Origin of the sequence: Pseudomonas sp. NFACC37-1 (assembly GCF_900101575.1) — a bacterium.
GTDB classification, from domain to species: domain Bacteria; phylum Pseudomonadota; class Gammaproteobacteria; order Pseudomonadales; family Pseudomonadaceae; genus Aquipseudomonas; species Aquipseudomonas fluorescens_AA.
The window spans coordinates 18800-40857 of record NZ_FMUZ01000017.1; the positions used below are offsets into that span (position 1 = coordinate 18800).

19 protein-coding genes are annotated in these 22058 nt (G+C 61.1%); 7 read left to right on the top strand and 12 right to left on the bottom strand.

Annotated features, from left to right (window positions below; all coding sequences use genetic code 11):
* Positions 1–28: 28 nt before the first annotated feature.
* On the bottom strand, positions 29–1054 hold the full coding sequence (locus BLP82_RS17950) for an NAD(P)H-dependent glycerol-3-phosphate dehydrogenase (RefSeq protein ID WP_092170878.1): 1026 nt from the start codon (positions 1052–1054) through the stop codon (positions 29–31).
* Between the two features lie 199 nt (positions 1055–1253).
* On the opposite strand from BLP82_RS17950, the gene BLP82_RS17955 reads away from it, so the two are divergent.
* The 5 genes from BLP82_RS17955 to fabB all read left to right on the top strand — a co-directional run bounded on the left by BLP82_RS17955 (position 1254) and on the right by fabB (position 8204).
* Complete coding sequence (locus BLP82_RS17955; protein WP_092170881.1) at positions 1254–3377, top strand: TonB-dependent receptor plug domain-containing protein; 2124 nt, start codon at positions 1254–1256, stop codon at positions 3375–3377.
* On the top strand, positions 3378–4310 hold the full coding sequence (locus BLP82_RS17960) for an ABC transporter substrate-binding protein (RefSeq protein WP_092170885.1): 933 nt from the start codon (positions 3378–3380) through the stop codon (positions 4308–4310).
* On the top strand, positions 4307–6208 hold the full coding sequence (locus BLP82_RS17965) for an ATP-binding protein (protein WP_092170889.1): 1902 nt from the start codon (positions 4307–4309) through the stop codon (positions 6206–6208). The genes BLP82_RS17960 and BLP82_RS17965 overlap by 4 nt, the downstream gene beginning before the upstream one ends.
* A 248-nt stretch (positions 6209–6456) precedes the next feature.
* Positions 6457–6972 carry a 3-hydroxyacyl-[acyl-carrier-protein] dehydratase FabA gene (gene fabA / locus BLP82_RS17970; protein WP_003204400.1) on the top strand — a complete coding sequence of 172 codons (516 nt, stop codon included), beginning with the start codon at positions 6457–6459 and terminating at the stop codon, positions 6970–6972.
* A gap of 11 nt (positions 6973–6983) precedes the next feature.
* The gene (gene fabB, locus BLP82_RS17975; RefSeq protein WP_092170892.1) at positions 6984–8204 is read left to right on the top strand and encodes a beta-ketoacyl-ACP synthase I; all 1221 of its coding nucleotides are present in this window, start codon (positions 6984–6986) and stop codon (positions 8202–8204) included.
* Between the two features lie 240 nt (positions 8205–8444).
* On the opposite strand, the gene BLP82_RS17980 is transcribed toward fabB, so the two are convergent.
* Positions 8445–8909: a DUF3859 domain-containing protein gene (locus BLP82_RS17980; protein ID WP_018610122.1), complete on the bottom strand. Its 465-nt coding sequence runs from the start codon at positions 8907–8909 to the stop codon at positions 8445–8447.
* A gap of 234 nt (positions 8910–9143) precedes the next feature.
* Positions 9144–10160 carry an amidohydrolase family protein gene (locus BLP82_RS17985; RefSeq protein WP_170842338.1) on the bottom strand — a complete coding sequence of 339 codons (1017 nt, stop codon included), beginning with the start codon at positions 10158–10160 and terminating at the stop codon, positions 9144–9146.
* A gap of 120 nt (positions 10161–10280) precedes the next feature.
* Here BLP82_RS17985 and BLP82_RS17990 point away from each other — a divergent pair, with 120 nt between their 5' ends.
* On the top strand, positions 10281–11141 hold the full coding sequence (locus tag BLP82_RS17990; protein ID WP_092171190.1) for a pirin family protein: 861 nt from the start codon (positions 10281–10283) through the stop codon (positions 11139–11141).
* A 161-nt stretch (positions 11142–11302) separates the two neighbouring features.
* Here the strand turns inward: BLP82_RS17990 and BLP82_RS17995 are convergent, their stop codons facing one another.
* The 4 genes from BLP82_RS17995 to BLP82_RS18010 form a co-directional block, all read right to left on the bottom strand.
* Positions 11303–12031 carry a dienelactone hydrolase family protein gene (locus BLP82_RS17995; protein WP_092170900.1) on the bottom strand — a complete coding sequence of 243 codons (729 nt, stop codon included), beginning with the start codon at positions 12029–12031 and terminating at the stop codon, positions 11303–11305.
* A gap of 146 nt (positions 12032–12177) precedes the next feature.
* Complete coding sequence (gene htpG, locus BLP82_RS18000; RefSeq protein WP_060743152.1) at positions 12178–14082, bottom strand: molecular chaperone HtpG; 1905 nt, start codon at positions 14080–14082, stop codon at positions 12178–12180.
* An 87-nt stretch (positions 14083–14169) separates the two neighbouring features.
* Positions 14170–14631: a PaaI family thioesterase gene (locus tag BLP82_RS18005; RefSeq protein ID WP_092170903.1), complete on the bottom strand. Its 462-nt coding sequence runs from the start codon at positions 14629–14631 to the stop codon at positions 14170–14172.
* On the bottom strand, positions 14628–15104 hold the full coding sequence (locus BLP82_RS18010) for a PaaI family thioesterase (RefSeq protein WP_092171195.1): 477 nt from the start codon (positions 15102–15104) through the stop codon (positions 14628–14630). Before BLP82_RS18010 ends, BLP82_RS18005 begins: the two co-directional genes overlap by 4 nt.
* Positions 15105–15262: 158 nt before the next feature.
* Here BLP82_RS18010 and BLP82_RS18015 point away from each other — a divergent pair, with 158 nt between their 5' ends.
* Positions 15263–15514 carry a hypothetical protein gene (locus BLP82_RS18015; RefSeq protein WP_060741163.1) on the top strand — a complete coding sequence of 84 codons (252 nt, stop codon included), beginning with the start codon at positions 15263–15265 and terminating at the stop codon, positions 15512–15514.
* A 70-nt stretch (positions 15515–15584) separates the two neighbouring features.
* Here the strand turns inward: BLP82_RS18015 and BLP82_RS18020 are convergent, their stop codons facing one another.
* The 5 genes from BLP82_RS18020 to lpdA form a co-directional block, all read right to left on the bottom strand.
* Entirely contained in the window at positions 15585–16322 is a 738-nt protein-coding gene (locus tag BLP82_RS18020; RefSeq protein ID WP_092170908.1) for a DUF599 domain-containing protein, read from the bottom strand.
* A gap of 276 nt (positions 16323–16598) precedes the next feature.
* A complete protein-coding gene (gene brnQ / locus BLP82_RS18025; RefSeq protein WP_092170911.1) occupies positions 16599–17912 on the bottom strand; it encodes a branched-chain amino acid transport system II carrier protein in 1314 nt (437 codons plus the stop codon).
* A gap of 398 nt (positions 17913–18310) precedes the next feature.
* Positions 18311–19195 (bottom strand): succinate--CoA ligase subunit alpha, encoded by an 885-nt coding sequence (sucD, locus tag BLP82_RS18030; protein ID WP_014339581.1) that lies wholly within the window; start codon positions 19193–19195, stop codon positions 18311–18313.
* Positions 19195–20361, bottom strand: a complete 1167-nt coding sequence (gene sucC, locus BLP82_RS18035) for an ADP-forming succinate--CoA ligase subunit beta (protein WP_003179235.1) — start codon at positions 20359–20361, stop codon at positions 19195–19197. Before sucC ends, sucD begins: the two co-directional genes overlap by 1 nt.
* 197 nt (positions 20362–20558) lie before the next feature.
* Entirely contained in the window at positions 20559–21995 is a 1437-nt protein-coding gene (gene lpdA / locus BLP82_RS18040) for a dihydrolipoyl dehydrogenase (protein ID WP_092170916.1), read from the bottom strand.
* Between the last annotated feature and the right edge of the window lie 63 nt (positions 21996–22058).

Consider the following 22058-nt stretch of genomic DNA (forward strand, 5'->3'; position numbering starts at 1 on the left):
CTCGCTCCTGCTTGCGGTCAATAGCGGTTCAGTTGAAACCGCTGGTGGAAATGAAATCGACGTCGGTCTTCGGTTCGCCACGCATCAACAGCTCGATCACCTGCTCAAGCGTGCGCCCTTCGAACAGAATCGCGTGCAGCCCGGCGACCAGCGGCATGTACACCCCCGTCTCCTGGGACTTGGCCTTGAGCACCTTGAGGGTGTTGACCCCTTCGGCCACCTCACCCAGGCGCGACACAGCCTCGTCAAGGCTCAGGCCTTGGCCGAGGGCAAAACCGACCTGGTAGTTGCGGCTCTTGGGCGAGGAACAGGTGACGATCAGGTCCCCCACCCCGGCCAATCCCAGGAAGGTCATCGGATTGGCACCCTGGCTGACGGCGAAGCGGGTCATTTCCGCCAGCGCGCGAGTGATCAGCATGCTCTTGGTGTTCTCCCCCATGCCCAGCGCCACCGCCATGCCGGCGATGATGGCATAGACGTTCTTCAGCGCCCCGCCCAGCTCCACCCCGAAACGGTCGGCGCTGGCGTAGACCCGAAAGGTGCGGCCATGGAGTGCGGCCTGGACCCGTTCGCACAACTCTTCGTCCTCGCTGGCGACCACGGTGGCGGTCAAGGCATGCTCGGCGATTTCCCGCGCCAGGTTCGGCCCGGAAATCACACCGATCCGCGCCTTGGGGGCGATTTCTTCGAGAATCTCGCTCATCAGCTTGAAGGTCTGGGCTTCGATGCCCTTGGTCAGGCTCACCAACAACTTGCCGCTCAAACGCTCGGAATGGGGCGCCAGCACCGAGCGCAAGGCACTGGACGGCAAGGCGACGAAGAACAGGTCGCTGCCCTCCAGGGTGGCCTGCAAGTCTGTCACCGGAACCACTTCCGGGCGGATCTTGATGCCCTTGAGATAACGCGGGTTCTCGCGGTTGACCCGAATGGCCTCGGCCTGTTCCGGGTCACGCATCCACTGGCGCACCGGGTGACCATTCTCGGCCAGCAGGTTAGCCACGGCGGTACCGAAACTCCCGCCTCCCAGGACCGCAATCGGGCGCTGTTCAGTCATATGCAATCCGTTCATCCATACCAAGTGGCAATGCGGGGCATTATACGGAGCGGCCGGATGGCGACCAGCCCCGGCAACAATTACCGCCAGCTGTAGGAAGCTGACCATTAATTCCTAGGAAAATGCTGTCAACGTGAATGGAAAAGTCGTTCAGCTCAGTTAACATGCCCGTCACCCACCCATTCCCATAGGCTGTACCGTGTCCGTTGGCCCTTCCCGCTCAGGTTCGTCCCTGCTATTGGCACTGATCATCAGCCCGCCAGTGCTGGCCGACGACTTGTTCGTGGACAGCCAGCCCCTGCCCCAGGTACTGACGGCCACGCGCCTGAAGCAATCGCCGGCGGCGGTGCCGGGCAGCATGACCGTGCTCGACAGCGAGCTGATCAAGGCCAGCGGCGCCCGGGACATCAGCGAACTGCTGCGCCTGGTGCCGGGCATGATGGTCGGCAACATCACAGGCAACCAGGCGGCCGTGAACTACCATGGCACCAACGCCAGCGAAGCCCGCCGCATGCAAGTGCTGATCGACGGCCGCTCGGTGTACCGCGCCGGCCTGGCCACGGTGGACTGGAGCGATATTCCAGTGGCCATGGAAGACATCGAGCGGATCGAAGTCTTCCGCGGCCCCAACACCGTCAGTTATGGCGCCAATGCGCTGATGGCGGTGGTCAACATCATCACCCGCGCCCCGGCCGACAGCCACGGCACCCGGCTGAAGATCACCCGGGGCCAGCGTGGCATCAGTGACTGGTACGCCAGCCAGGGCAGCGGCTGGGACGGCGGCGACCTGCGGCTGTCGCTGTCCGGCCAGGAAGACGATGGCTTTGACAGCGACCGCAACGGCGCCGACTACCGCGACAGCCGCCGCCTGAACCGAGTCAACCTGTCCGTCAGCCAGACCCTGGACGAACGGCAGAGCATCGACTGGCAATTGAACGCAAAGGATGGGACCAACCAGCGGCCTTATACCTACCATCCCGTGTTTGCCGGGATTACCGCCGCTGGGGATAACTCCGACGTCATCGCCAAGGACTACGCCGGCTCACTGCGCTGGAACCTGGACCTGGACCCCGATCACAGCCTTTATGTACAGGGCTCGATCCAGCACTGGGATCGCCAGCAGACCTGGCGCGCCTGTGACGCCGAGGTGTCCTTCAGCCCGCAACTGACCGATCTGTGGCAACTCAACCCCAACTATGCCGAGAAGCTGGCGCGCAATATCTCCAGCTACACCAGCACCGGCGCGCCACCCGGCACGCCACAGGAACAGGCGCTGGCCAATCAGGTGCTCGACCAGTGGCGCAACGGCGCCTCGCGAACCCTGTGCGGCGATATCGACCAGAGCGCCCGGGAATCGCGCTACGACCTGGAGATCCAGGACACCCTGAGCCTGTCCGACAGCCTGCGACTGGTCACCGGGGCCAACTATCGCTACGACCGGGCCGACTCGGAGACGTACTTCAACGGCACCCTGGACGACACCACCTGGCGCCTGTTCGGCCAGCTCGAATGGCGGGCCACCGAGCATTGGCTGTTGCAGGGCGGCGCGATGTTCGAAGACACCCGCCTGACCGGCAGCTCGCTGACTCCGCGGATCGCCGTCAATTACCTGATCACGCCACGCCACGGCCTGCGGGCGGTGTACTCCGAAGCCGTGCGCTCGCCGGACATGTTCGAGAACAACGTCAACTGGAGCTACCAGGTCACCAACCTGCAACCCGCCGCCTTCGGCCAGAACAGTGCCCGTTACTTCGTCCAGACCCGCGGCCCGGGCAACCTGGAACAGGAACACATGCGCTCCCGGGAACTGGGCTACAACGGTTACTTCGTGGACCTGGGCCTGGCGGTCGATGTGAAACTGTTCCATGACGAAATCACCGGCATGATCAGCGAGCCGCTGCGCAACAATCAGTACATTGCCAGCAACGCCAACGAATCACAGTTCTCCGGGGTCGAGACCCAGTTCGACTGGCGCATGACCAGCGCCGACCGCCTGCGCCTGACCTATGCCTATGTCGACGCCCAGGCCAGCAGCCCCCTCGACGAACAACTGACCGCCCGCAACAGCGGCTCGGCGGGGTGGCTAAGGGACTGGGGCCACGGCTGGAACAGCGCGCTGTTCTATTACGCCGCCGACGATCTCAACGGCTATCGCTTCGAACGGGTGGACACCCGCATCGCCCGGCGCATTCCCCTGGGCAAGGCCAGCCTGGAACTGGCGGGCGTCCTGCAACAGCGCCTGGACAACCAGCCCATGACCTTCGTCGACAACCGCTACGACGCTCGCCATGTCGTGTACTTCAGTGCGGAGTTGTCGTTCTAGATGTCCGGGAACGCCCCCCGCAAGATGCCATTTCATGGCCGCCTGACGCTGGCCCTGTGCCTGGTGTTTGCCGGGTGGCTGACGACCCTCCAGGCCCGGGCCGCCGAAATCCTCTTGACCGGTGCCGAGGACAGCCCCGGCGTGCAGTCTTTCACCCAGGCCCTGAAAGCCCTGCGCCCCGAAGACAGCGTGCGGTTCACGCCGCTGGCCAACCTGCCGGCGCCGGACAAGTTGCCGGATAGTATCCGCCTGGTTCTGCTCGACCTGCCCAGCCTGGAGTGGCGTCTGCAAGACGCCCGGGGCCCGGCCACCCTGGTCCTGCGCATCAGCCGCCAGCAAGCCCGCGATCGCCTGGGCGAGGCCACGCCCGCGCATCTGAGCCTGTTGTGGAGCGATCCACCGATGGCGCGGCAATTGCGGCTGATCCGCACCATCCTGCCGCAAGTGCGACAGGTCGGCGTGCTGTACGACGCCCACAGTGAATTCCTGCTCAAGGACCTCCGCCAGGCCGCGGCACCGCTGGGCCTGGTGATTGTCAGCGAACGCTGGGACGACACCAGCGACAGCCGTCCCCTGCAAAACCTGCTGGGCCAGAGCGACGTGCTGCTGGGCCTCGATGACCCCGACTTGTACAACCCCAAGACCGTGAAGAACCTGTTGCTCAGCAGCTATGCCCGGCAACGTGCGCTGATCGGGCCCAGCGCGGCATTCGTCAAGGCCGGCAGCCTGGCCAGCACCTACAGCGACCAGCAAGACTGGCTGGCGATTCTCGACGACCTGCTCGACCGCCCCGCCACGACCTGGCCGCGCACGCTGTATCCGGACCGTTTCAAAGTCCTGGGCAACCGGCAGGTCTCCCGCTCGCTGGGGATCGAACCGATTGACGCCGAATCCGTCGCGGCAACGTTGGCCGAAGGAGAACACCGCCCATGACCTTGCGTCGTCGTTGGGACATCAATACCCGCACCCAGCTCATCGCCCTCGGTCCGGCGTTGCTGCTGACCGTGCTGCTGATCAGCTTCTTTACCTTCGTGCGCATCCAGGACTTGCGCCAGGAGCTCAACCACACCGGGCAACTGATCGCCAACCAACTGGCCCCCGCCACGGAGTACGGGGTGATTTCCGGCAACAACGAAGTGCTGGAAAGCCTGCTCACCGCGACCCTGGCGACCCCGCACGTGCGCTTCCTGGAGGTCCAGGACAGCACCGACAAGGTCTTGGTGTACGTCGAACAACCCGAGCAAGTCCACAGCCGTGCCCAACAGATCGAAGTCTTCCAGGCCCCGGTGCGCCTGCAGCGCATTGCCCTGAACAATGATTTCCTGCAAGGCAACAGCACCGCCGTCGAGGCGCCCGGCGAAGATTACCTGGGCCGCGTGATCGTCGGCATGTCCAGTGACGCCTTCAGCCAGCGGCAGCAGGAGATCCTGCTCAAGGCGGCGATCCTGGCGCTGTTCGCCCTGCTGTTCACCTTCTTGGTGGCGCGCCGGCTGGCGACCAACCTGTCGCGACCGATCCGCGACATCGGCAACGCGGTCAAGGCCATCCAGCAAGGCGACTACAGCACCCCGCTGCCCGTGGTCGATGATGCCGAACTGGGGGCCCTATCACGGCATATCAACAACCTGGCCGACGGCCTGGAACAAGCCAGCCGCGAACAGCACCAAGCCATGGCGCAGTTGATCAAGACCCGTGAGGAAGCGGAAAAAGCCAACAGCGCCAAGTCCGAGTTCCTGGCGATGATGAGCCATGAACTGCGCACGCCCATGAACGGCGTACTGGGCATGTTGCAGCTGTTGGAAACCACCCGCATGACCGACGAACAGCACGAGTACACGGCGCTGGCATCGGAATCCACCGAGCACCTGCTGAAGGTGATCAACGACATCCTCGACTTCTCGCGCATAGAACGCTCGGCCTTGGAGCTGGAGCACATCCCGTTCAACCTGGCCGAACTGGTGGGCAGTTGCGCGCAGTCGTTCCAGCACAGCGCCGCGCAGCGCAAGCTGGGCCTGGACCTGCTGGTCCCGGACGACATGCAGGCCTTGCAGGTGCAGGGCGATCCGACGCGGATACGGCAGATCCTGGTGAACCTGATCGGCAACGCGCTGAAATTCACCGAGCAAGGCCGTGTCACCGTGCAATGCCAGTGGCAGGCCCTGGACCACGAACTGCTGTGGTTCACCTGCACGGTGCGCGACAGTGGCATTGGTATTCCCGCCGAAAGCCTGGAGCGCATGTTCGACGCCTTCCAGCAGGCCGACAATTCGATTTCCCGGCGCTACGGCGGCACTGGCCTGGGCCTGCCGATCGCCCGCACCCTGGCCGAACGCATGGGCGGGACGCTGCGGGCCCAGAGCGAAGAAGGCCAGGGCTCGGTGTTCACCCTGGAGATCCCGCTGGCCCTGTCGCGCCAGACGCAACCGCCCCTGGCACCGCGCCTGCCCGCCGGTAGCGGCGATGGCGAAGGCCGCAACGTGTTGCTGGTGGAAGACAATCCGGTCAACCAGACGGTGATCGAAGCCATGCTGCGCAGCCTGGGTTTCACCGTCAGCGTCGCCACCGATGGCGCCCAGGCCGTACGCAGCGCCGAAAGCCTGATTTTCGAAGCGATCCTCATGGATTGCCGCCTGCCCATCATCGATGGCTACGAAGCCACCCGGCAGATCCGTCAGTTGCCTGGCTGCGACGAGGTGCCGATTATCGCCCTGACGGCCAACGCCTTGCAGGGCGATCGCGAAGCCTGCCTCGCGGCGGGCATGAACGATTACTTGGCCAAGCCGTTCAAAAGGAACGACCTGCAGCAGATTCTGCAGCGCTGGGTGAACTAGAACCGCTCACCGGACCATCTGTGACTGGCGTGAAAGGCGAAAGTGCGGCAGTCTTAGGCACCCGAACAAGCCTCGATTGGGGCTTGAATAAAAATTTCAGTGCACAGGTGTACATTCATTTCCCGTGTGCTGTGACTTTCACTACAACGCAATAGTCTATGAGTAGGCTGTCGATTCGAGGCATGAACGCTTCGATCGGCCGGGAAGATTTGCCCCACCCTGCCGCATGGGACTATTGAGGAGCTCGCATGACCAAACAAAACGCCTTTACCCGGGAAGACCTGCTGCGCTGCAGTCGCGGTGAGCTGTTCGGCCCAGGTAACGCGCAACTGCCCGCCCCGAACATGCTGATGGTGGATCGCATCACCCATATCAGCGAAGAGGGTGGCAAGTACGGCAAAGGTGAATTGGTCGCCGAGCTGGATATCACTCCGGACCTGTGGTTCTTCGCCTGCCACTTCGAAGGCGATCCGGTGATGCCGGGCTGCCTGGGCCTGGACGCCATGTGGCAACTGGTCGGTTTCTTCCTCGGCTGGCAAGGCCTGCCGGGTCGCGGTCGCGCCCTGGGTTCGGGCGAAGTGAAGTTCTTTGGTCAGGTCCTGCCGACCGCCAAGAAAATCACCTATAACATTCATATCAAACGCGTCCTCAAGGGCAAGCTGAACATGGCCATTGCCGATGGTTCGGTTGCCGTGGACGGTCGCGAGATCTACACCGCCGAAGGCCTCCGGGTCGGCGTTTTCACCTCCACTGACAACTTCTAAGGGTTATCCGCATGCGCCGCGTCGTTATCACTGGTCTGGGCATCGTTTCGTGCCTGGGCAATGACAAAGAGACCGTCTCCGCTAACCTGCGTGCAAGTCGCCCTGGCATCCGGTTCAACCCGGAATATGCTGAAATGGGTCTGCGTAGCCAGGTTTCCGGCTCCATTGACCTCAATCTCGAAGAACTGATCGATCGCAAGATCTACCGTTTCGTCGGCCATGCAGCGGCCTACGCCTACCTGGCCATGAAGGACGCCATCGCTGACTCCGGCCTGACCGAAGAGCAGGTTTCCAACCCGCGCACCGGCCTGATTGCCGGCTCCGGTGGCGCCTCCACCTTGAACCAGATGGAAGCGCTGGACATCCTGCGCGAAAAAGGCGTCAAGCGCGTTGGCCCCTACCGCGTCACGCGGACCATGAGCAGCACCGTTTCCGCCTGCCTGGCCACGCCGTTCAAGATCAAGGGCCTGAACTACTCCATCGCTTCTGCCTGCGCCACCAGTGCCCATTGCATCGGTACCGCCATGGAACAGATCCAGATGGGCAAGCAGGACATCGTGTTCGCCGGTGGCGGTGAAGAAGAACATTGGAGCCAGTCGTTCCTGTTCGACGCCATGGGCGCCTTGTCCAGCAAGCGCAACGACACGCCGGAAAAAGCGTCCCGTGCCTACGACGCCGACCGTGACGGTTTCGTCATCGCCGGCGGTGGTGGCATGGTCGTGGTCGAGGAGCTGGAACACGCCCTGGCCCGTGGCGCGAAAATCTACGCGGAAATCGTCGGCTACGGCGCGACTTCCGACGGCTACGACATGGTCGCACCAAGCGGTGAAGGTGCCGTGCGTTGCATGCAGATGGCCATGTCCACTGTCGATGCACCGATCGACTACCTGAACACCCACGGCACCTCGACCCCGGTCGGCGACGTCGCGGAAATGAAAGGTGTACGCGAAGTGTTCGGCGACAAGGCCCCGGCCATCAGCTCCACCAAGAGCCTGTCGGGTCACTCCCTGGGCGCCGCCGGCGTTCACGAAGCGATCTACTGCATGCTGATGATGGAAGGCAACTTCATGGCCGGTTCGGCCAACATCGACGAACTGGACCCGGAAGTGGCCGACCTGCCTATCCTGACCAAGACTCGCGAAAACGCCACCATCAATACCGTGATGAGCAACAGCTTCGGCTTCGGTGGCACCAACGCCACCTTGGTGATGAAGCGCTGGCAGGGCGCGTAGGGGCTGCCGCAGGCTGCGAACTTTTAAGCGAAAAGATCGCAGGCTTTTCCGGCGCCTAGCAAATCAATAAAAAACGCCCCGACTGGTTCGGGGCGTTTTTTTTGCCTGCCAATCCACTACAGGGTTCCGTGGGAGCGGGCTTGCTCGCGAATGCGGTGTGTCAGCAGACGAATATACCGCCTGACACTGCGCATTCGCGGGCAAGCCCGCTCCCACATGAGATCTACAGTGGGATGAAACTCAGCGCACCACAAACCGCTGCTGCGTCAGCAACCGATCGCCCTGGAACACCATGAACCGCCACTCCCCCGGTACCACTTCGTGGCTTTCGGTGAATTCGTAGGCCATGACATCCTGAGGCGCGCCGGGCACCAGTTTCTGGATGACCTCGAACTTGTCGTGGCGCACACCATCGGGGGTGCGGATACCGGGAGTGAAGTACAACAGGGTCAACGGCTGGTCGTCTGCGACCTTGCCCGCCAACTGATAACGCATGCCGAACTTGGTGCCCAGCTTCGCCGGCACGCTTTCGGTCTGGCGGATCTGCTCGTTGCTGCGCCGCAGGACCCGCTCCCCCGATTGCAGCTCGGCTTGCGGCCCTTCGAAGACGCCGTATTCCACCGGGCCTTCGACACGGACTTCGGCCTGTGCCAGGCCGCAGGTCAACAACAGCGCGACCAGTGCGCTTGAACGGGTGAGGTGCATAGTGCGCTCCTTGATTGAGATGAGCGCGAGGGTATGACGCCGCAGTGACAGGCTGATGACAAACCAGCATTGGCCATACACCGAGAATCCTCTGTGGCGAGGGGATTTATCCCCGTTGGCCTCGCGAAGCGGGCCCAAACCTGATATCTCAGTGTGTCAGACCGATCACCATCGAAGTTTTGGGCCTGCTGCGCAGTCCAGCGGGGATAAATCCCCTCGCCACAAGGTGCTTTCCTATCGCGGGACGGAACGCGGCAACACCGCCAGGAAATTATCCCGCGCGACCTTCCTGGCCACCTCTTCCGGCAAGGCATCAAGGAATGGATCGAAACTGTGCAACTCCTTGCCCAACTTGTTGAAACGCCCGACCACATCCGAGCCGACCATGAAGCGCTCAGGAAAGCGCTCCACCAGCTTTACCCACTCATCCCGGGGCTTGCCCGCCTCATCCAGCAAGTACGGCGTGAGCAGGCTCCAGGACAGGTCGATGTACAGATTGGGATAGGCCTCGAGCATGCGGGTCAGGGTCGGCAACAGAAAATCCAGTTGGGTCTGGTGGCGATGGATTTCCATGCTGGTGCCGGCATGGGCCCAGATGAAGCGCGTATGGGGGTGGTTGCGCAACGGCTCCTCGATTTCCGCCAGGTACAGGGGATTTCTTTCACGCTTGGACGTGATGTTGGAATGCAGCATCACCGGTAGGTCATTCTCGGCCGCCAGGTGATAGATCCGGGTCATGGCTTCGTTATTGGCCCGCGGGGTATCGCCCGAGGTCAGCGCCGTCAGGTCGTCATGGCGGGTGAAGACTTCGCCGATGCCTTGCCACAACCCCGGGTAGAGATCGAGCATGCGCTGGATGTGGGCGGCGGAGTTCTTGTCGTTGGGATTGAAGCCCGACAGGAAAGGATGGAAGTGCCGACGTTGCTCCTCGGTCAGCTTACTCACTGCCGCCGCGACAATCACATCGGTGGCGCTGTACCAATAGGCGTCGGCATCATCACCGGCGTAATACCGCGGGCGCTTGGGCTCGTCTTCATGCCATTTCTTGGCCACCGGAACACCGGAAATCATCACATGCTCGATGCGATTGTCCGCCATCGCCTGGAGCAGCTTGGACATGCCGGCGGTTTCCTGAAAGAAATCGACGTAATGCAGGTGTGCATCGCTGTAGGCATATTCGCGGGCCGCGGCGCTGCTACTCGAAATAACCAGCAGCCAGGCAAAGATCAAACGGGTCAAAGGCACGGGCAGTCTCCAGAAGCCATGAGCAACATAGACCCTCACCGTCCCGCTGGGGTTCAAGGCGCCTCTGCCGTGTCTGCCGGCGGCGGGCTATGCTTCGCGCAACCGTTGTTCAACCTGGAAGACAACATGACCACTCCCCTGACCGTTCGCCCCCGTGCCGAAGACGTCGAAGGCCAGCCGATTCTTCGCCCGCTGCCGTCCGCCAAATGCCGCAGCGTCGGACCTTTCGTGTTTTTCGATCACATGCTGCAAACCACCTACCCGGCCGGCAAAGGCATGAACATCCGCCAGCACCCGCATATCGGCCTGTCCACCCTCACTTACCTGTTCGAAGGCAAACTCCAGCACAAGGACAGCCTGGGTTCCGACCAGGTGGTGGACGCGGGGGATGTCAGTTGGATGACCGCCGGCAGCGCCATCGCCCACGTCGAACGCACCCCCGAGTCACTGCTGGGCAGCCCTTTCGTCATGCACGGGTTGCAAGTCTGGCTGGCCTCGCCCAAAGCCTACGAACAAGGCCCGGGGCACTACAGCCATCATCCGGCACAGAGCCTGCCGGTCAGTGAGAACCTGGGGGTCAGCATCCGCATGATCGCCGGGTCAGGCTTTTGCCTGGAGTCGCCGGTGCCGGTGCTCTCGCCCACGCTGTATGCCGAACTGCACCTGCAGACCGCGACGACGTTGCTGATTCCCACCGAGCATGAAGAGCGGGCCCTGTATGTGTTGAGCGGCGAGGCGTTGCTGGACGGTGAGCCGGTGGACCCCCACTCGTTGGTGATACTGCCAAGCGGGGAAGAAATGACGCTGTTTGCAGAGAGCGACTGCCATGCCGTGCTGTTCGGCGGCGCACCGCTGGATGGACCGCGACGGATGAACTGGAATTTCGTCGCCAGCGACCCGGCCCGGATCGACGAAGCCCGCCGGCGCTGGGCAGCCGGAGACTGGCCGACCGTGCCTGGAGAAAGCGAGCGGATCGAGTTGCCCTGATTTCAGGATTGCTTGTCAGGCCGCCATCGCGAGCAAGCTCGCTCCCACAATTGGATTTGAGTGATCACAAAATATGCGTTCACAGCGGATCATTGTGGGAGCGAGCTTGCTCGCGATGGCTTTATGTCAGACAACAAGGGATTCAAATCCAGAACCCAACCTCAGCCCTTGAACACTTCATCCAGCAAGTTATGCATCGACCGGAACGCGCGTCCGGCGACCTTGGCGTTGTACATCATCTTGCCCGGCATATTGGCCTGCGGGTCGGTGAACGAGTGCACCGCACCGCCGTAGCTCAGCAATTGCCAATCCACCCCAGCCGCGTTCATTTCATCTTCGAAGGCAGGTAGCTGCTCTTTCGGCACCAGCGGGTCGGAGGCGCCATGCAGCACCAACACCGCGCCCTTGATGTTCTGCGCATCGGCCGGGTTCGGTGTATCCAGGGTGCCGTGGAAGGAGATCGCCGCCTTCAGTGGGGCGCCACTGCGAGCCAATTCCAGAGAGCAGCAACCCCCGAAGCAGAAGCCGAACGTGGCCAGTCTCGCCGTATCGACCTGTGCATCACCCTGACTCTGCAGTTGTTCGAACGCGGCCTGCATGCGCTTGCGCAACAAGGCCCGGTCGTTCTTGAGGGGCATCATCGCCGCCCCCGCTTCATCGGCATTGCTCGGGCGTACCGTCTGCCCGTACAAGTCGGCGATCAACACCACATAACCGTTGGCCGCCACCGACTTGGCGATCTCCTCGGCACCTGCCCCTACGCCCATCCAGTTCGGCGCCATCAGCAAACCCGGGCGCGGGCCCTGCTGGTTGACGTCGAAGGCCAGGCGACCTTCATAACTTTGACCATCGATCTGATAGACCAGCGAACGAACCGTAACCTGACTCATGACAGACTCCTCCTGATGAAACATTCAAGAAGCCCTTGTGGGAGCGAGCTTGCTCGCGATGACGGTAGACCAGTCAACGTATCTGTTGAATGTTGGACCGAAATCGCGAGCAAGCTCGCTCCCACAAGGGACTTTCCTGCGTCAGATTAAGCTGACAGTTCGACCAACAGCTTGTTCAGGCGACGCACATACGCCGCCGGATCCTTCAGGCTGTCGCCGGCCGCCAGGGCCGCCTGGTCGAACAGGATGTGCGACAGATCGCCGAAACGCTCTTCGCTCTGCTCGTTGTCGAGTTTTTCCACCAGCGGGTGGGCCGGGTTGAATTCGAAGATCGGCTTGGAGTCCGGGACTTTCTGGCCACTGGCTTCGAGGATCTGGCGCATCTGCAGGCCCAGGTCCTGCTCACCGATGGCCAGGATCGCCGGAGAATCGGTCAGGCGGTGCGAAACACGCACTTCGCTGACAGCATCGCCCAGGGCCGTCTTGATCCGCTCGACCAGGCCTTCCTTACTCTTGGCGACTTCTTCGGCGGCTTTCTTGTCTTCTTCCGAATCCAGGTTGCCGAGGTCCAGGTCGCCACGGGCCACATCGACGAAGCTCTTGCCGTCGAACTCGTTGAGGTAGCTCATCAGCCACTCGTCGATGCGGTCGGTCAGCAGCAGCACTTCGATGCCTTTCTTGCGGAAGACCTCCAGGTGCGGGCTGTTCTTGACCTGTGCATACGTTTCACCGGTCAGGTAGTAGATCTTGTCCTGGCCTTCCTTGGCGCGAGCCAGGTAATCGGCCAGGCCAACGATCTGCTCGCCATCGTCACCCTGGGTCGACGCAAAGCGCAGCAGGCCGGCGATTTTCTCTTTGTTGGCGAAGTCCTCGGCCGGGCCTTCTTTCATGACCTGGCCGAAGTTTTTCCAGAAGCTCTTGTACTGCTCGGGCTCGTTCTTCGCCAGTTTTTCCAGCATGTCCAGCACGCGCTTGGTCAGTGCCGACTTCATGGAGTCGATGATCGGATCTTTCTGCAGGATTTCCCGCGAAACGTTCAACGACAAATCGTTGGAATCCACCACGCCCTTGATGAAGCGCAGGTACAGCGGCAGGAACGACTCGGCCTGGTCCATCACGAACACACGCTGCACGTAGAGCTTCAGGCCACGTGGCGCTTCGCGCTGGTACAGGTCGAACGGCGCACGGGCCGGCACGTACAGCAGCGAGTTGTATTCCAGCTTGCCTTCGACCTTGTTATGGCTCCAGCTCAGCGGGTTCTCGTAGTCGTGGGCGATGTGCTTGTAGAACTCCTGGTATTCCTCGTCTTTCACTTCGGTGCGCGGACGGGTCCACAGGGCACTGGCGCGGTTGACGGTTTCCCATTCCACTTCAGGCTTTTCTTCGCCTTCGGCAGCGGTGACTTCCTTCGGCAGCTCGATGGGCAGCGCGATATGGTCGGAGTACTTCTTGATGATGTTGCGCAGGCGCCAGCCATCGGCGAACTCGTCTTCGCCGGACTTGAGGTGCAGCACGATGCGGGTGCCGCGATCAGCCTTGTCGACGGTGGCGACTTCGAATTCGCCCTCGCCCTTGGACGACCAGTGCACGCCTTCGCTCGCAGCGAGGCCGGCACGGCGGCTGAACACTTCGACCTGGTCGGCCACGATGAACGCGGAATAGAAGCCGACGCCGAACTGACCGATCAGGTGGGAATCTTTCTTCTGGTCGCCGGACAGGTTCTTCATGAAGTCGGCAGTGCCAGACTTGGCGATGGTGCCCAAGTGCGTGATCACCTCTTCGCGGCTCATGCCGATGCCGTTGTCTTCGAGGGTGACGGTTTTCGCGTCCTTGTCGAAGCTCACACGGATTTTCAGCTCGGCGCCGCCTTCCAGCAGTTCAGGCTTGGAAAGGGCTTCGAAACGTAATTTGTCGACAGCGTCAGAGGCGTTCGAAATCAGCTCGCGAAGGAAAATTTCCTTATTCGAATACAGCGAGTGAATCATCAGGTGCAGCAGTTGCTTCACCTCGGTCTGGAAGCCCAGGGTTTCCTTTTGAGTTTCCACGCTCATGGTCATCAAACTCCAAGTGGATGGTGGTGTCCGCCTCGCTGAGATTGGCGGCGGGATGTCCTCAAGGTGGGGGCAACGCTGATGATTTCAAGGGCGTTTCGGTTTTGTAGGCTCCTGGATCTTGAAATGCGCCCGGGCGGTGGCGATGGGTTCGGCCTCGACATCTTGCCAGGCGGTGATCGCGACATTGGCGACCCGCCGGCCCTGGCGCCAGACCTGGCATTTGGCATAGGTGTCGCGAAACTGCCCGGTGCGCAGGTAATCCAGGGAAAAGTCGATGATTTTTGGCACCCCCGGCGTGCCGGTGGCCATCAACAGATGCACGGCGGCCGCCAATTCCATGAAGCCGGCGATGACCCCGCCGTGGATGGCCGGCAGTAAAGGGTTACCAATGTTGTCTTTGTTGGCCGGCAGACGAAACACCCAGTCGTCGCCCTGGCGCGTGCATTCGACGCCAATGAGTCGGGCATAGGGGATCGAGGCGAGCAGCAGCGCGTAGTCGCCCTGCTCACAGGCGCGGCGCAGTTGTTCCTCGGTGGTATCGGTCATGGCTGGCCCACGGCAGTCATCGGGCTGGCCTTCCCCATGCCCCTGGCATGCTGGCCCAGGCGCATGAACGTGCCCACCACATGGGCGATGGGTTGCTCGGGGTCGTCCTGATAGGCGAAACCCCGGGTAAAGATCACGTCCGGGGTCACCCGATAGCATTGAGCGAAGCCGTAGACGTCCTTGTGGGGCTCGGCGGCGTGCATGTAGTCGATGCGCAGGTCGAGGGTGGGACAGACTTCGAATTGCGGCAGCACACACAAGGTCGACATGCCGCACGCGCTGTCCATCAATGAGGTCAACGCGCCACCATGGATGATGCCCGTCAGGGGATTGCCGACGATTTGCGGGCTGAACGGCAGGATGAGCGTCAGCCCATCACGACTGGCGCTGTGCAACTTCAAACCCAACACCTGGCAATGCCGCAGGGCGGATAAAAAGCGCGTGGCACGCTCAAAAATGGGATCTTCAGCCATGTCCATCAATGCCCTTGTTTGTTTGGAAGCCTGGCAACAGGCGTGTTCGCTAAAGTTCCGCGACCGTGCAAAGTTATATATCTGTAGCAAAAGAGGAACTTAACCTGAGGGGGGTCGCTCAAAAGGCCAGTAGTTATTTCCATAAGGAGAAACACCCCATGCGTAAGACTTTTGCTATTGCCTTGATGTTGGCCGCCTCCCTCGGTCTCGCTGCCTGCGATAAAAAATCCGAGGACAAAGCTCAAGATGCCGCACAACACGCTGAGCAAGCTCAGCAAGACATGAACAAAGCACAGGATAAAGTGAACGACGCGGCGAAAGAAAACGCCGAAGCCGCCAAAGCTCAGTCTGAATCGAACAGCGCCGCCCAGCAGGAACAAGCCCCTGCCACCGCGCCTAAAACCAACTGATACGGTTTTAGCTATAAAAGAAAACCCGCCTGGTGCGGGTTTTCTTTTGCCTGCGATTTGGCGGCGCCTGTCAGGCCGCTTCCTTGCCAACCTCGGGCACTGGTGCTTGCGTGGGGGTATAGACCATCACGTCCAGCACATCGGAGTGAAACTCGCGCTGATACAGCACGAACACCACACCGGCACTCATCAACATGAATAACCAAGGGCTGACGAACCACGCCAACATGGTCATGCCGAAATAATAGGAACGCAGGCCGAAGTTGAATTGGTTGGCCGCCATGGAAATGACTCGCGCCGCCCTTAGCGCAAAGGCCTTGCGCTCCTGCTCCGAGACATGCCGCTCACCGATCATCGGCGCCGAGCCAATCAGCACCGCCGCGAAGTTGTACTGGCGCATGCACCAACTGAAGGTGAAGAACGCATACACGAACACCAGTGCCAGGCACAGCAACTTGACCTCCGCCATGCCCTGGGAAGCCTGTTGCACCATGGGGATGTCCGCCAGCAACGACACCGCCCGATCCGACGCCCCGAGCACCGTCAGGATGCCAGCCAGGATGATCAGCGTGCTGGAGGCGAAGAATGAGGCGTTGCGCTCCAGGTTGCCGATCACGCTGGCATCGGCGATGCGGTTCTCGCGCAGCAGCATGCGGCGCATCCAGTCTTCGCGGTACAGGTGCATGACGCTGGCCAGGCAGGCTGTATCGCGGGCCTTCCAGGTGGCGTAACGGGTGTAGCCCGCCCAGCAGATGATGAACCAGGCGGCGGCAAGCAGATGGATCAGGTTGGCTTGGATGAATGACATTCGATTTCCTGTGTGACTGAAACAAAAGCTGGAGCAATAGTCGCGGTTAACCCTGTGGGAGCGAGCTTGCTCGCGATTGCGGTCCATCAGACACATCGATGTTGGCTGATCTGGCGCTATCGCGAGCAAGCTCCCTCCCACAAGGTTGTTTGCAAGCCTTTCAAGACACTGCTTCGACGTTAGCCCACGGAAAAAGACACCGCACTCAAAAAAAATGCCCCATATCGATTGATACGGGGCATTTCGGTTGTGGCCGGTGAATCTGCCTGAAGCTGTTTAAGCCAGTGCTTCGCTACGCTTGCCCAGCAGGCGATCACACGCCACCGCGACCACCAAGGTCATCACCGAAGGCACCAGCCAGGCCAGGCCTTGTTCGCTCAGCGGCAAGTGAGCCAGTTGCGTCGGCATCCAGTCCGCCAGGCCGGCGCCCTTGAGTGCATCGATCAGGCCAAACAGGAACGACACCAGCATCACCGGGCCGACAATGCGCCCCTGCTCATGCCAGAAGTCCTTGCAGAAACTCAGGGCCACCAGGGCGATGCACGGCGGGTAGATCGCGGTCAGGACCGGAATCGAGAACGCGATCAGCTTGGTCAGTCCCAGGTTGGACACCAGCAGCGAAAAGGCCGCCAGAATCACGACCAGGGTCTTGTAGGACAGCGGCAGGACGCGGCTGAAGTACTCGGCACAGGCACAGGTCAGGCCGACCGCGGTCACCAGGCACGCCAGGGAAATCAGCACCGCGAGGAAACCACTGCCCAGGCTGCCGAAGGTGTGTTGCACATAGGCGTGCAGCACGGCGGCACCGTTGGTCGCACCCATCGCCACTTCATGGCTGCCCGACCCCAGGCGGAACAGGCTGACGTAGACCAGCGCCAGGCCCACCCCGGCAATCAGTCCGGCGATGATCGCGTAGCGGGTGATCAAGGCCGGCGACTCGACGCCCCGGGAACGGATCGCGTTGACGATGACGATGCCGAACACCAATGCGCCCAAGGTATCCATGGTCAGGTAACCATTGATAAAACCCTGGGAGAACGGCGCCGCCACGTATTCGGGGGTCGCCACGCCGATATCGCCGGCCGGCAAGGCAAACGCGGCGATGCCGAGCACGGCCAGGGCGATGATCTTCAGCGGAGCGAGGAAACGTCCGACGGTGTCCAGCAGCCGACCCGGGTAGAGCGAGATGAAGAACACCAGCAGGAAATACGCGGCGCTATACAGGAACAGTGCCAGCGGGCTTTCGCCTGTCAATGGCGCCAGGCCGACTTCGAACGAAACGGTGGCGGTACGCGGCGTGGCGAACAACGGGCCAACGGCAAGGTAGCACACCGCCGCCAGCAACCCACCGGCGACTTTGCCGATGGGGCTGCTCAAGGCGTCCATTGCCCCGCCCACCTTGGCCAGTGCAACGACCGTGATGACCGGCAGCCCGACCGCCGTGATCAAAAAGCCCAGCGCCGCCATCCAGACATGAGGCCCGGACTGCAAACCGACGATAGGCGGGAAGATGATGTTGCCGGCCCCGACAAACAGGGCAAATGTCATGAAACCAAGCGCCAGGATGTCCTGGCCTTTCAACACTTTCATTAAGGAAACCACACTACTGAATCGGAATTTAGAGAGGGATTTCCCCGAGGGTAGAGGGAAATGCTGCCGGTCCGTATGGGACCGACCCGTTTAGCGCGGCGCTTCCTTGTGGGCAGCGGTCGCAAAAATGGCTGCTAGCCTAACGAATTTGGCGATAAAACGCACTGTAAAGGGGCGAACTATCCGATGCACGACGTCCCCGTGTCGCGTTTTTGCATGTAAATGGTTGGCGATTGTCATTCCGTCTTCGCGAGCAAGCTCGCTCCCACAATGAAATGCGCTCGACTGTGGGAGCGAGCTTGCTCGCGATGAGGCACTCCCTGGCGCCATAGCCCCAGAAACGACAAAGGCCACCCGAAGGTGGCCTTTGTTGCTGGAACGAAAAGGTCAGCCGAAGCTTACTTCTTCATTTCCCAGCCAGTCAGCTCGGCCAGGGCCTTGCCGATGTCTGCCAGCGAACGCACGGTTTTCACGCCTGCGTCTTGCAGCGCAGCGAATTTCTCGTCTGCAGTGCCTTTGCCGCCAGAGATGATTGCGCCAGCATGGCCCATGCGCTTGCCCGGAGGAGCAGTCACACCTGCGATGTAGGACACAACCGGCTTGGTCACGTTGGCCTTGATGTAGGCAGCCGCTTCTTCTTCAGCCGAACCGCCGATCTCACCGATCATGACGATCGCTTCGGTCTTCGGGTCTTCCTGGAACAGCTTCAGGATGTCGATGAAGTTCGAGCCCGGGATCGGGTCACCGCCGATGCCGACGCAAGTCGACTGACCGAAACCGGCGTCAGTGGTCTGCTTCACGGCTTCGTAGGTCAGGGTGCCGGAACGGGAAACGATACCGACCTTGCCTGGCAAGTGAATGTGACCTGGCATGATGCCGATCTTGCATTCGCCTGGGGTGATCACGCCTGGGCAGTTAGGGCCGATCAGGGTGATACCCAGCTCGTCGCACTTGACCTTGGCTTCCAGCATGTCGATGGTCGGGATGCCTTCGGTGATGCAGACGATCAGCTTGATGCCGCCGAACGCTGCTTCAAGGATGGAGTCCTTGCAGAAAGGAGCTGGAACGTAGATCACGCTGGCGGTGGCGCCAGTGGCAGCTACAGCGTCTTTCACGGTGTTGAACACGGGCAGGCCCAGGTGCTCGGTGCCGCCTTTGCCTGGTGTTACGCCGCCAACCATCTTGGTGCCGTATTCCAGGGCTTGCTGGGTGTGGAAACTACCTTGCGAACCGGTAATACCCTGGCAGATAACCTTGGTGTCTTTATTGATCAGGACGCTCATTATTTGCCCTCCGCAGCTTTAACGACTTGTTGAGCAGCGTCGGTCAGGCTGGTAGCAGCGATGATGTTCAAACCGCTTTCTGCCAGTACTTTAGCGCCCAGCTCAGCGTTGTTGCCTTCGAGGCGAACAACAACCGGGATTTTCACGCCGACTTCTTTCACGGCGCCGATGATGCCTTCGGCAATCATGTCGCAGCGAACGATGCCGCCGAAGATGTTGACCAGTACTGCGGCGACATTGGTGTCGGACAGGATGATCTTGAACGCTTCGGTAACGCGTTCCTTGGTAGCACCGCCGCCCACGTCGAGGAAGTTGGCTGGCTTGCCGCCATGCAGGTTGACGATGTCCATGGTACCCATGGCCAGGCCAGCACCGTTGACCATGCAGCCGATGTTGCCTTCCAGGGCTACGTAGTTCAGTTCGAACTTGGCAGCGTGCGCTTCGCGCGGATCGTCTTGGGACGGATCGTGGAAAGTCTTCAGCTTAGGCTGACGGTACATGGCGTTGGCGTCGATGTTGATCTTGGCATCGAGGCAGTGCAGGTCGCCGTCGGCCTTGATCACCAGCGGGTTCACTTCCAGCAGTGCCAGGTCGTGGTCCTGGAACAGCTTGGCCAGACCTACGAAGATCTTGGCGAATTGAGTGACCTGCTTGCCTTCCAGACCCAGCTGGAATGCCAGCTCGCGGCCCTGGAATGGCTGTGCGCCAACCAGTGGATCGATGGTGGCCTTGAGGATTTTCTCAGGGGTATCGTGAGCGATTTTCTCGATGTCCACGCCACCTTCGGTGGAAGCCATGAACACGATACGGCGGCTCGAACGGTCAACGACCGCGCCCAGGTACAGCTCTTTAGCGATATCAGTGCACGATTCAACCAGGATCTTGGTGACTGGCTGACCGTTGGCGTCAGTCTGGTAAGTCACCAGACGCTTGCCCAGCCACTGCTGTGCGAAGGCTTTGGCGTCTTCTTTGCTGCGAACCAGCTTGACGCCGCCCGCTTTACCGCGACCACCGGCGTGAACCTGGGCTTTGACAACCCATTCGCTGCCGCCGATTTTGTCGCAAGCTTCTGCTGCCGCTTCCGGGGTGTCTACTGCGTAGCCGGTGGATACTGGCAGGCCGTATTCAGCGAACAGCTGCTTACCCTGATACTCGTGAAGATTCATGCTTATTACCGTCTTCGTTAGGTACTGCGCATTCGGTGCTGCACCATTTTTGGTGCCGCACCACCTGTGACTGCTGCTTGCGTAGCGTTCCGGTCAACCGGTGCCGCTACGCAAGGCTGCGTCCAGCGGATATTCCGCGGTGAGTCTTGCTCGCAAGGCTCACGACGGGCCATACCGCCGTGGTTTCTTATTGTCTATTAACGCTTCTTGCGGTTGGCCACGTGGATGGCGCCGCCATTTACGGCCAGGGCCGCTTCGTGCAAGGCTTCGGACAGGGTCGGATGGGAGAAGACCATCATGCCCAGGTCTTCAGCGCTGGTGCCGAATTCCATACCGATCGCGCCTTGCTGTACCAGCTCGGCAGCGCTTGGGCCAATCACGTGAACGCCCAATACGCGATCCGTCTTGGCATCGGCGATGACTTTCACGAAACCACCGGTATCGTTGGCTGCCATGGCACGGCCACTGGCGGCGAACGGGAAGGTGCCGACGTTAACTTCAACGCCTTCGGCTTTCAAGGCCTGCTCGGTCTTGCCAACCCATGCGATTTCCGGGTGGGTGTAGATAACCGATGGGATCAGGTCATAGTTCATCTGGGCCTTGTGACCCTTGATGCGCTCGACGACCATGATGCCTTCCTCGGACGCCTTGTGCGCCAGCATCATGCCGCGGACCACGTCACCGATGGCGAAGACGCCCGGTACGTCGGTTGCGCAATGATCATCGACCGCGATGAAACCGCGTTCATCAATGTTCACGCCGCTATCGGCCGCCAGCAGATCGGTGGTCACCGGACGACGGCCGACCGCAACGATCAGCTTGTCGAAAGTGATGGTCTGTTCGCCGTTGGCGTCGGTGTAGGTCACCACGACTTCTTCGCCGTTGACCTTCGAACCGGTCACGCGAGCGCCCAGCTTGATGTCCAGGCCCTGTTTGGTCAGGGTTTTCAGCGCTTCCTTGGACACTGCGGTGTCGGCAGCCATCAGGAAGGTGTCAAGGGCTTCGAGCACGGTCACTTGCGCGCCCAGGCGCGACCATACCGAACCCAGCTCGAGACCGATCACGCCGGCGCCGATCACGCCCAGGCGTTTTGGTACGCTCTGGAATTCCAGGGCGCCAGTGGAATCGACGATCACCTTCTGGTCGACCGGAGCCGGCGGAATGTCGATCGGACGCGAGCCTGGCGCCAGGATGACGTTTTCGGCTTCGATCACTTCAACCGAGCCGTCTGGCTTGGTCACTTCGACTTTCTTGCCCAGCAGCAGCTTGCCGTGGCCCTGGATCGAGGTCACACCGTTGGCCTTGAACAGGGTGGCAACACCGCTGGTCAGGTTCTTGACGATGCCAGCCTTGCGGCCAACCATCGCGGCGACGTCCATCTTCACTTCACCGGTAGAGATACCGTGAACGTTGAAGCTTTCTTTCGCTTCCTTGTATTTCCAGGAGCTGTCCAGCAGCGCCTTGGAAGGAATGCAACCGACATTCAGGCAGGTACCGCCGAGGGCCAGCTTGCCCTCGCCATCGGTGTATTTCTCGATGCAGGCAGTGGTAAGGCCCAGTTGCGCAGCCTTGATGGCCGCTACGTAGCCGCCAGGGCCCGCACCAATCACTACCACGTCGAATTTCTGAGTCATGAGTCATTCCTTTTCGAATCAAACCGGACGATCACTTGTGATGACCGTCGAGGGACGAAACCG

What these genes read in the sequence shown, in the direction of transcription:
- brnQ (WP_092170911.1), bottom strand. Translation starts at nt 17,912, where the DNA reads ATGAAAGTGTTGAAAGGCCAGGACATCCTGGCGCTTGGTTTCATGACA.
- BLP82_RS17965 (WP_092170889.1), top strand. Translation starts at nt 4,307, where the DNA reads ATGACCTTGCGTCGTCGTTGGGACATCAATACCCGCACCCAGCTCATC.
- BLP82_RS17950 (WP_092170878.1), bottom strand. Translation starts at nt 1,054, where the DNA reads ATGACTGAACAGCGCCCGATTGCGGTCCTGGGAGGCGGGAGTTTCGGT.
- BLP82_RS18015 (WP_060741163.1), top strand. Translation starts at nt 15,263, where the DNA reads ATGCGTAAGACTTTTGCTATTGCCTTGATGTTGGCCGCCTCCCTCGGT.
- fabB (WP_092170892.1), top strand. Translation starts at nt 6,984, where the DNA reads ATGCGCCGCGTCGTTATCACTGGTCTGGGCATCGTTTCGTGCCTGGGC.
- lpdA (WP_092170916.1), bottom strand. Translation starts at nt 21,995, where the DNA reads ATGACTCAGAAATTCGACGTGGTAGTGATTGGTGCGGGCCCTGGCGGC.
- BLP82_RS17990 (WP_092171190.1), top strand. Translation starts at nt 10,281, where the DNA reads ATGACCACTCCCCTGACCGTTCGCCCCCGTGCCGAAGACGTCGAAGGC.
- BLP82_RS18020 (WP_092170908.1), bottom strand. Translation starts at nt 16,322, where the DNA reads ATGTCATTCATCCAAGCCAACCTGATCCATCTGCTTGCCGCCGCCTGG.
- sucD (WP_014339581.1), bottom strand. Translation starts at nt 19,195, where the DNA reads ATGAGCGTCCTGATCAATAAAGACACCAAGGTTATCTGCCAGGGTATT.
- BLP82_RS18005 (WP_092170903.1), bottom strand. Translation starts at nt 14,631, where the DNA reads ATGACCGATACCACCGAGGAACAACTGCGCCGCGCCTGTGAGCAGGGC.
- htpG (WP_060743152.1), bottom strand. Translation starts at nt 14,082, where the DNA reads ATGAGCGTGGAAACTCAAAAGGAAACCCTGGGCTTCCAGACCGAGGTG.
- BLP82_RS17995 (WP_092170900.1), bottom strand. Translation starts at nt 12,031, where the DNA reads ATGAGTCAGGTTACGGTTCGTTCGCTGGTCTATCAGATCGATGGTCAA.
- sucC (WP_003179235.1), bottom strand. Translation starts at nt 20,361, where the DNA reads ATGAATCTTCACGAGTATCAGGGTAAGCAGCTGTTCGCTGAATACGGC.
- fabA (WP_003204400.1), top strand. Translation starts at nt 6,457, where the DNA reads ATGACCAAACAAAACGCCTTTACCCGGGAAGACCTGCTGCGCTGCAGT.
- BLP82_RS18010 (WP_092171195.1), bottom strand. Translation starts at nt 15,104, where the DNA reads ATGGCTGAAGATCCCATTTTTGAGCGTGCCACGCGCTTTTTATCCGCC.
- BLP82_RS17980 (WP_018610122.1), bottom strand. Translation starts at nt 8,909, where the DNA reads ATGCACCTCACCCGTTCAAGCGCACTGGTCGCGCTGTTGTTGACCTGC.
- BLP82_RS17960 (WP_092170885.1), top strand. Translation starts at nt 3,378, where the DNA reads ATGTCCGGGAACGCCCCCCGCAAGATGCCATTTCATGGCCGCCTGACG.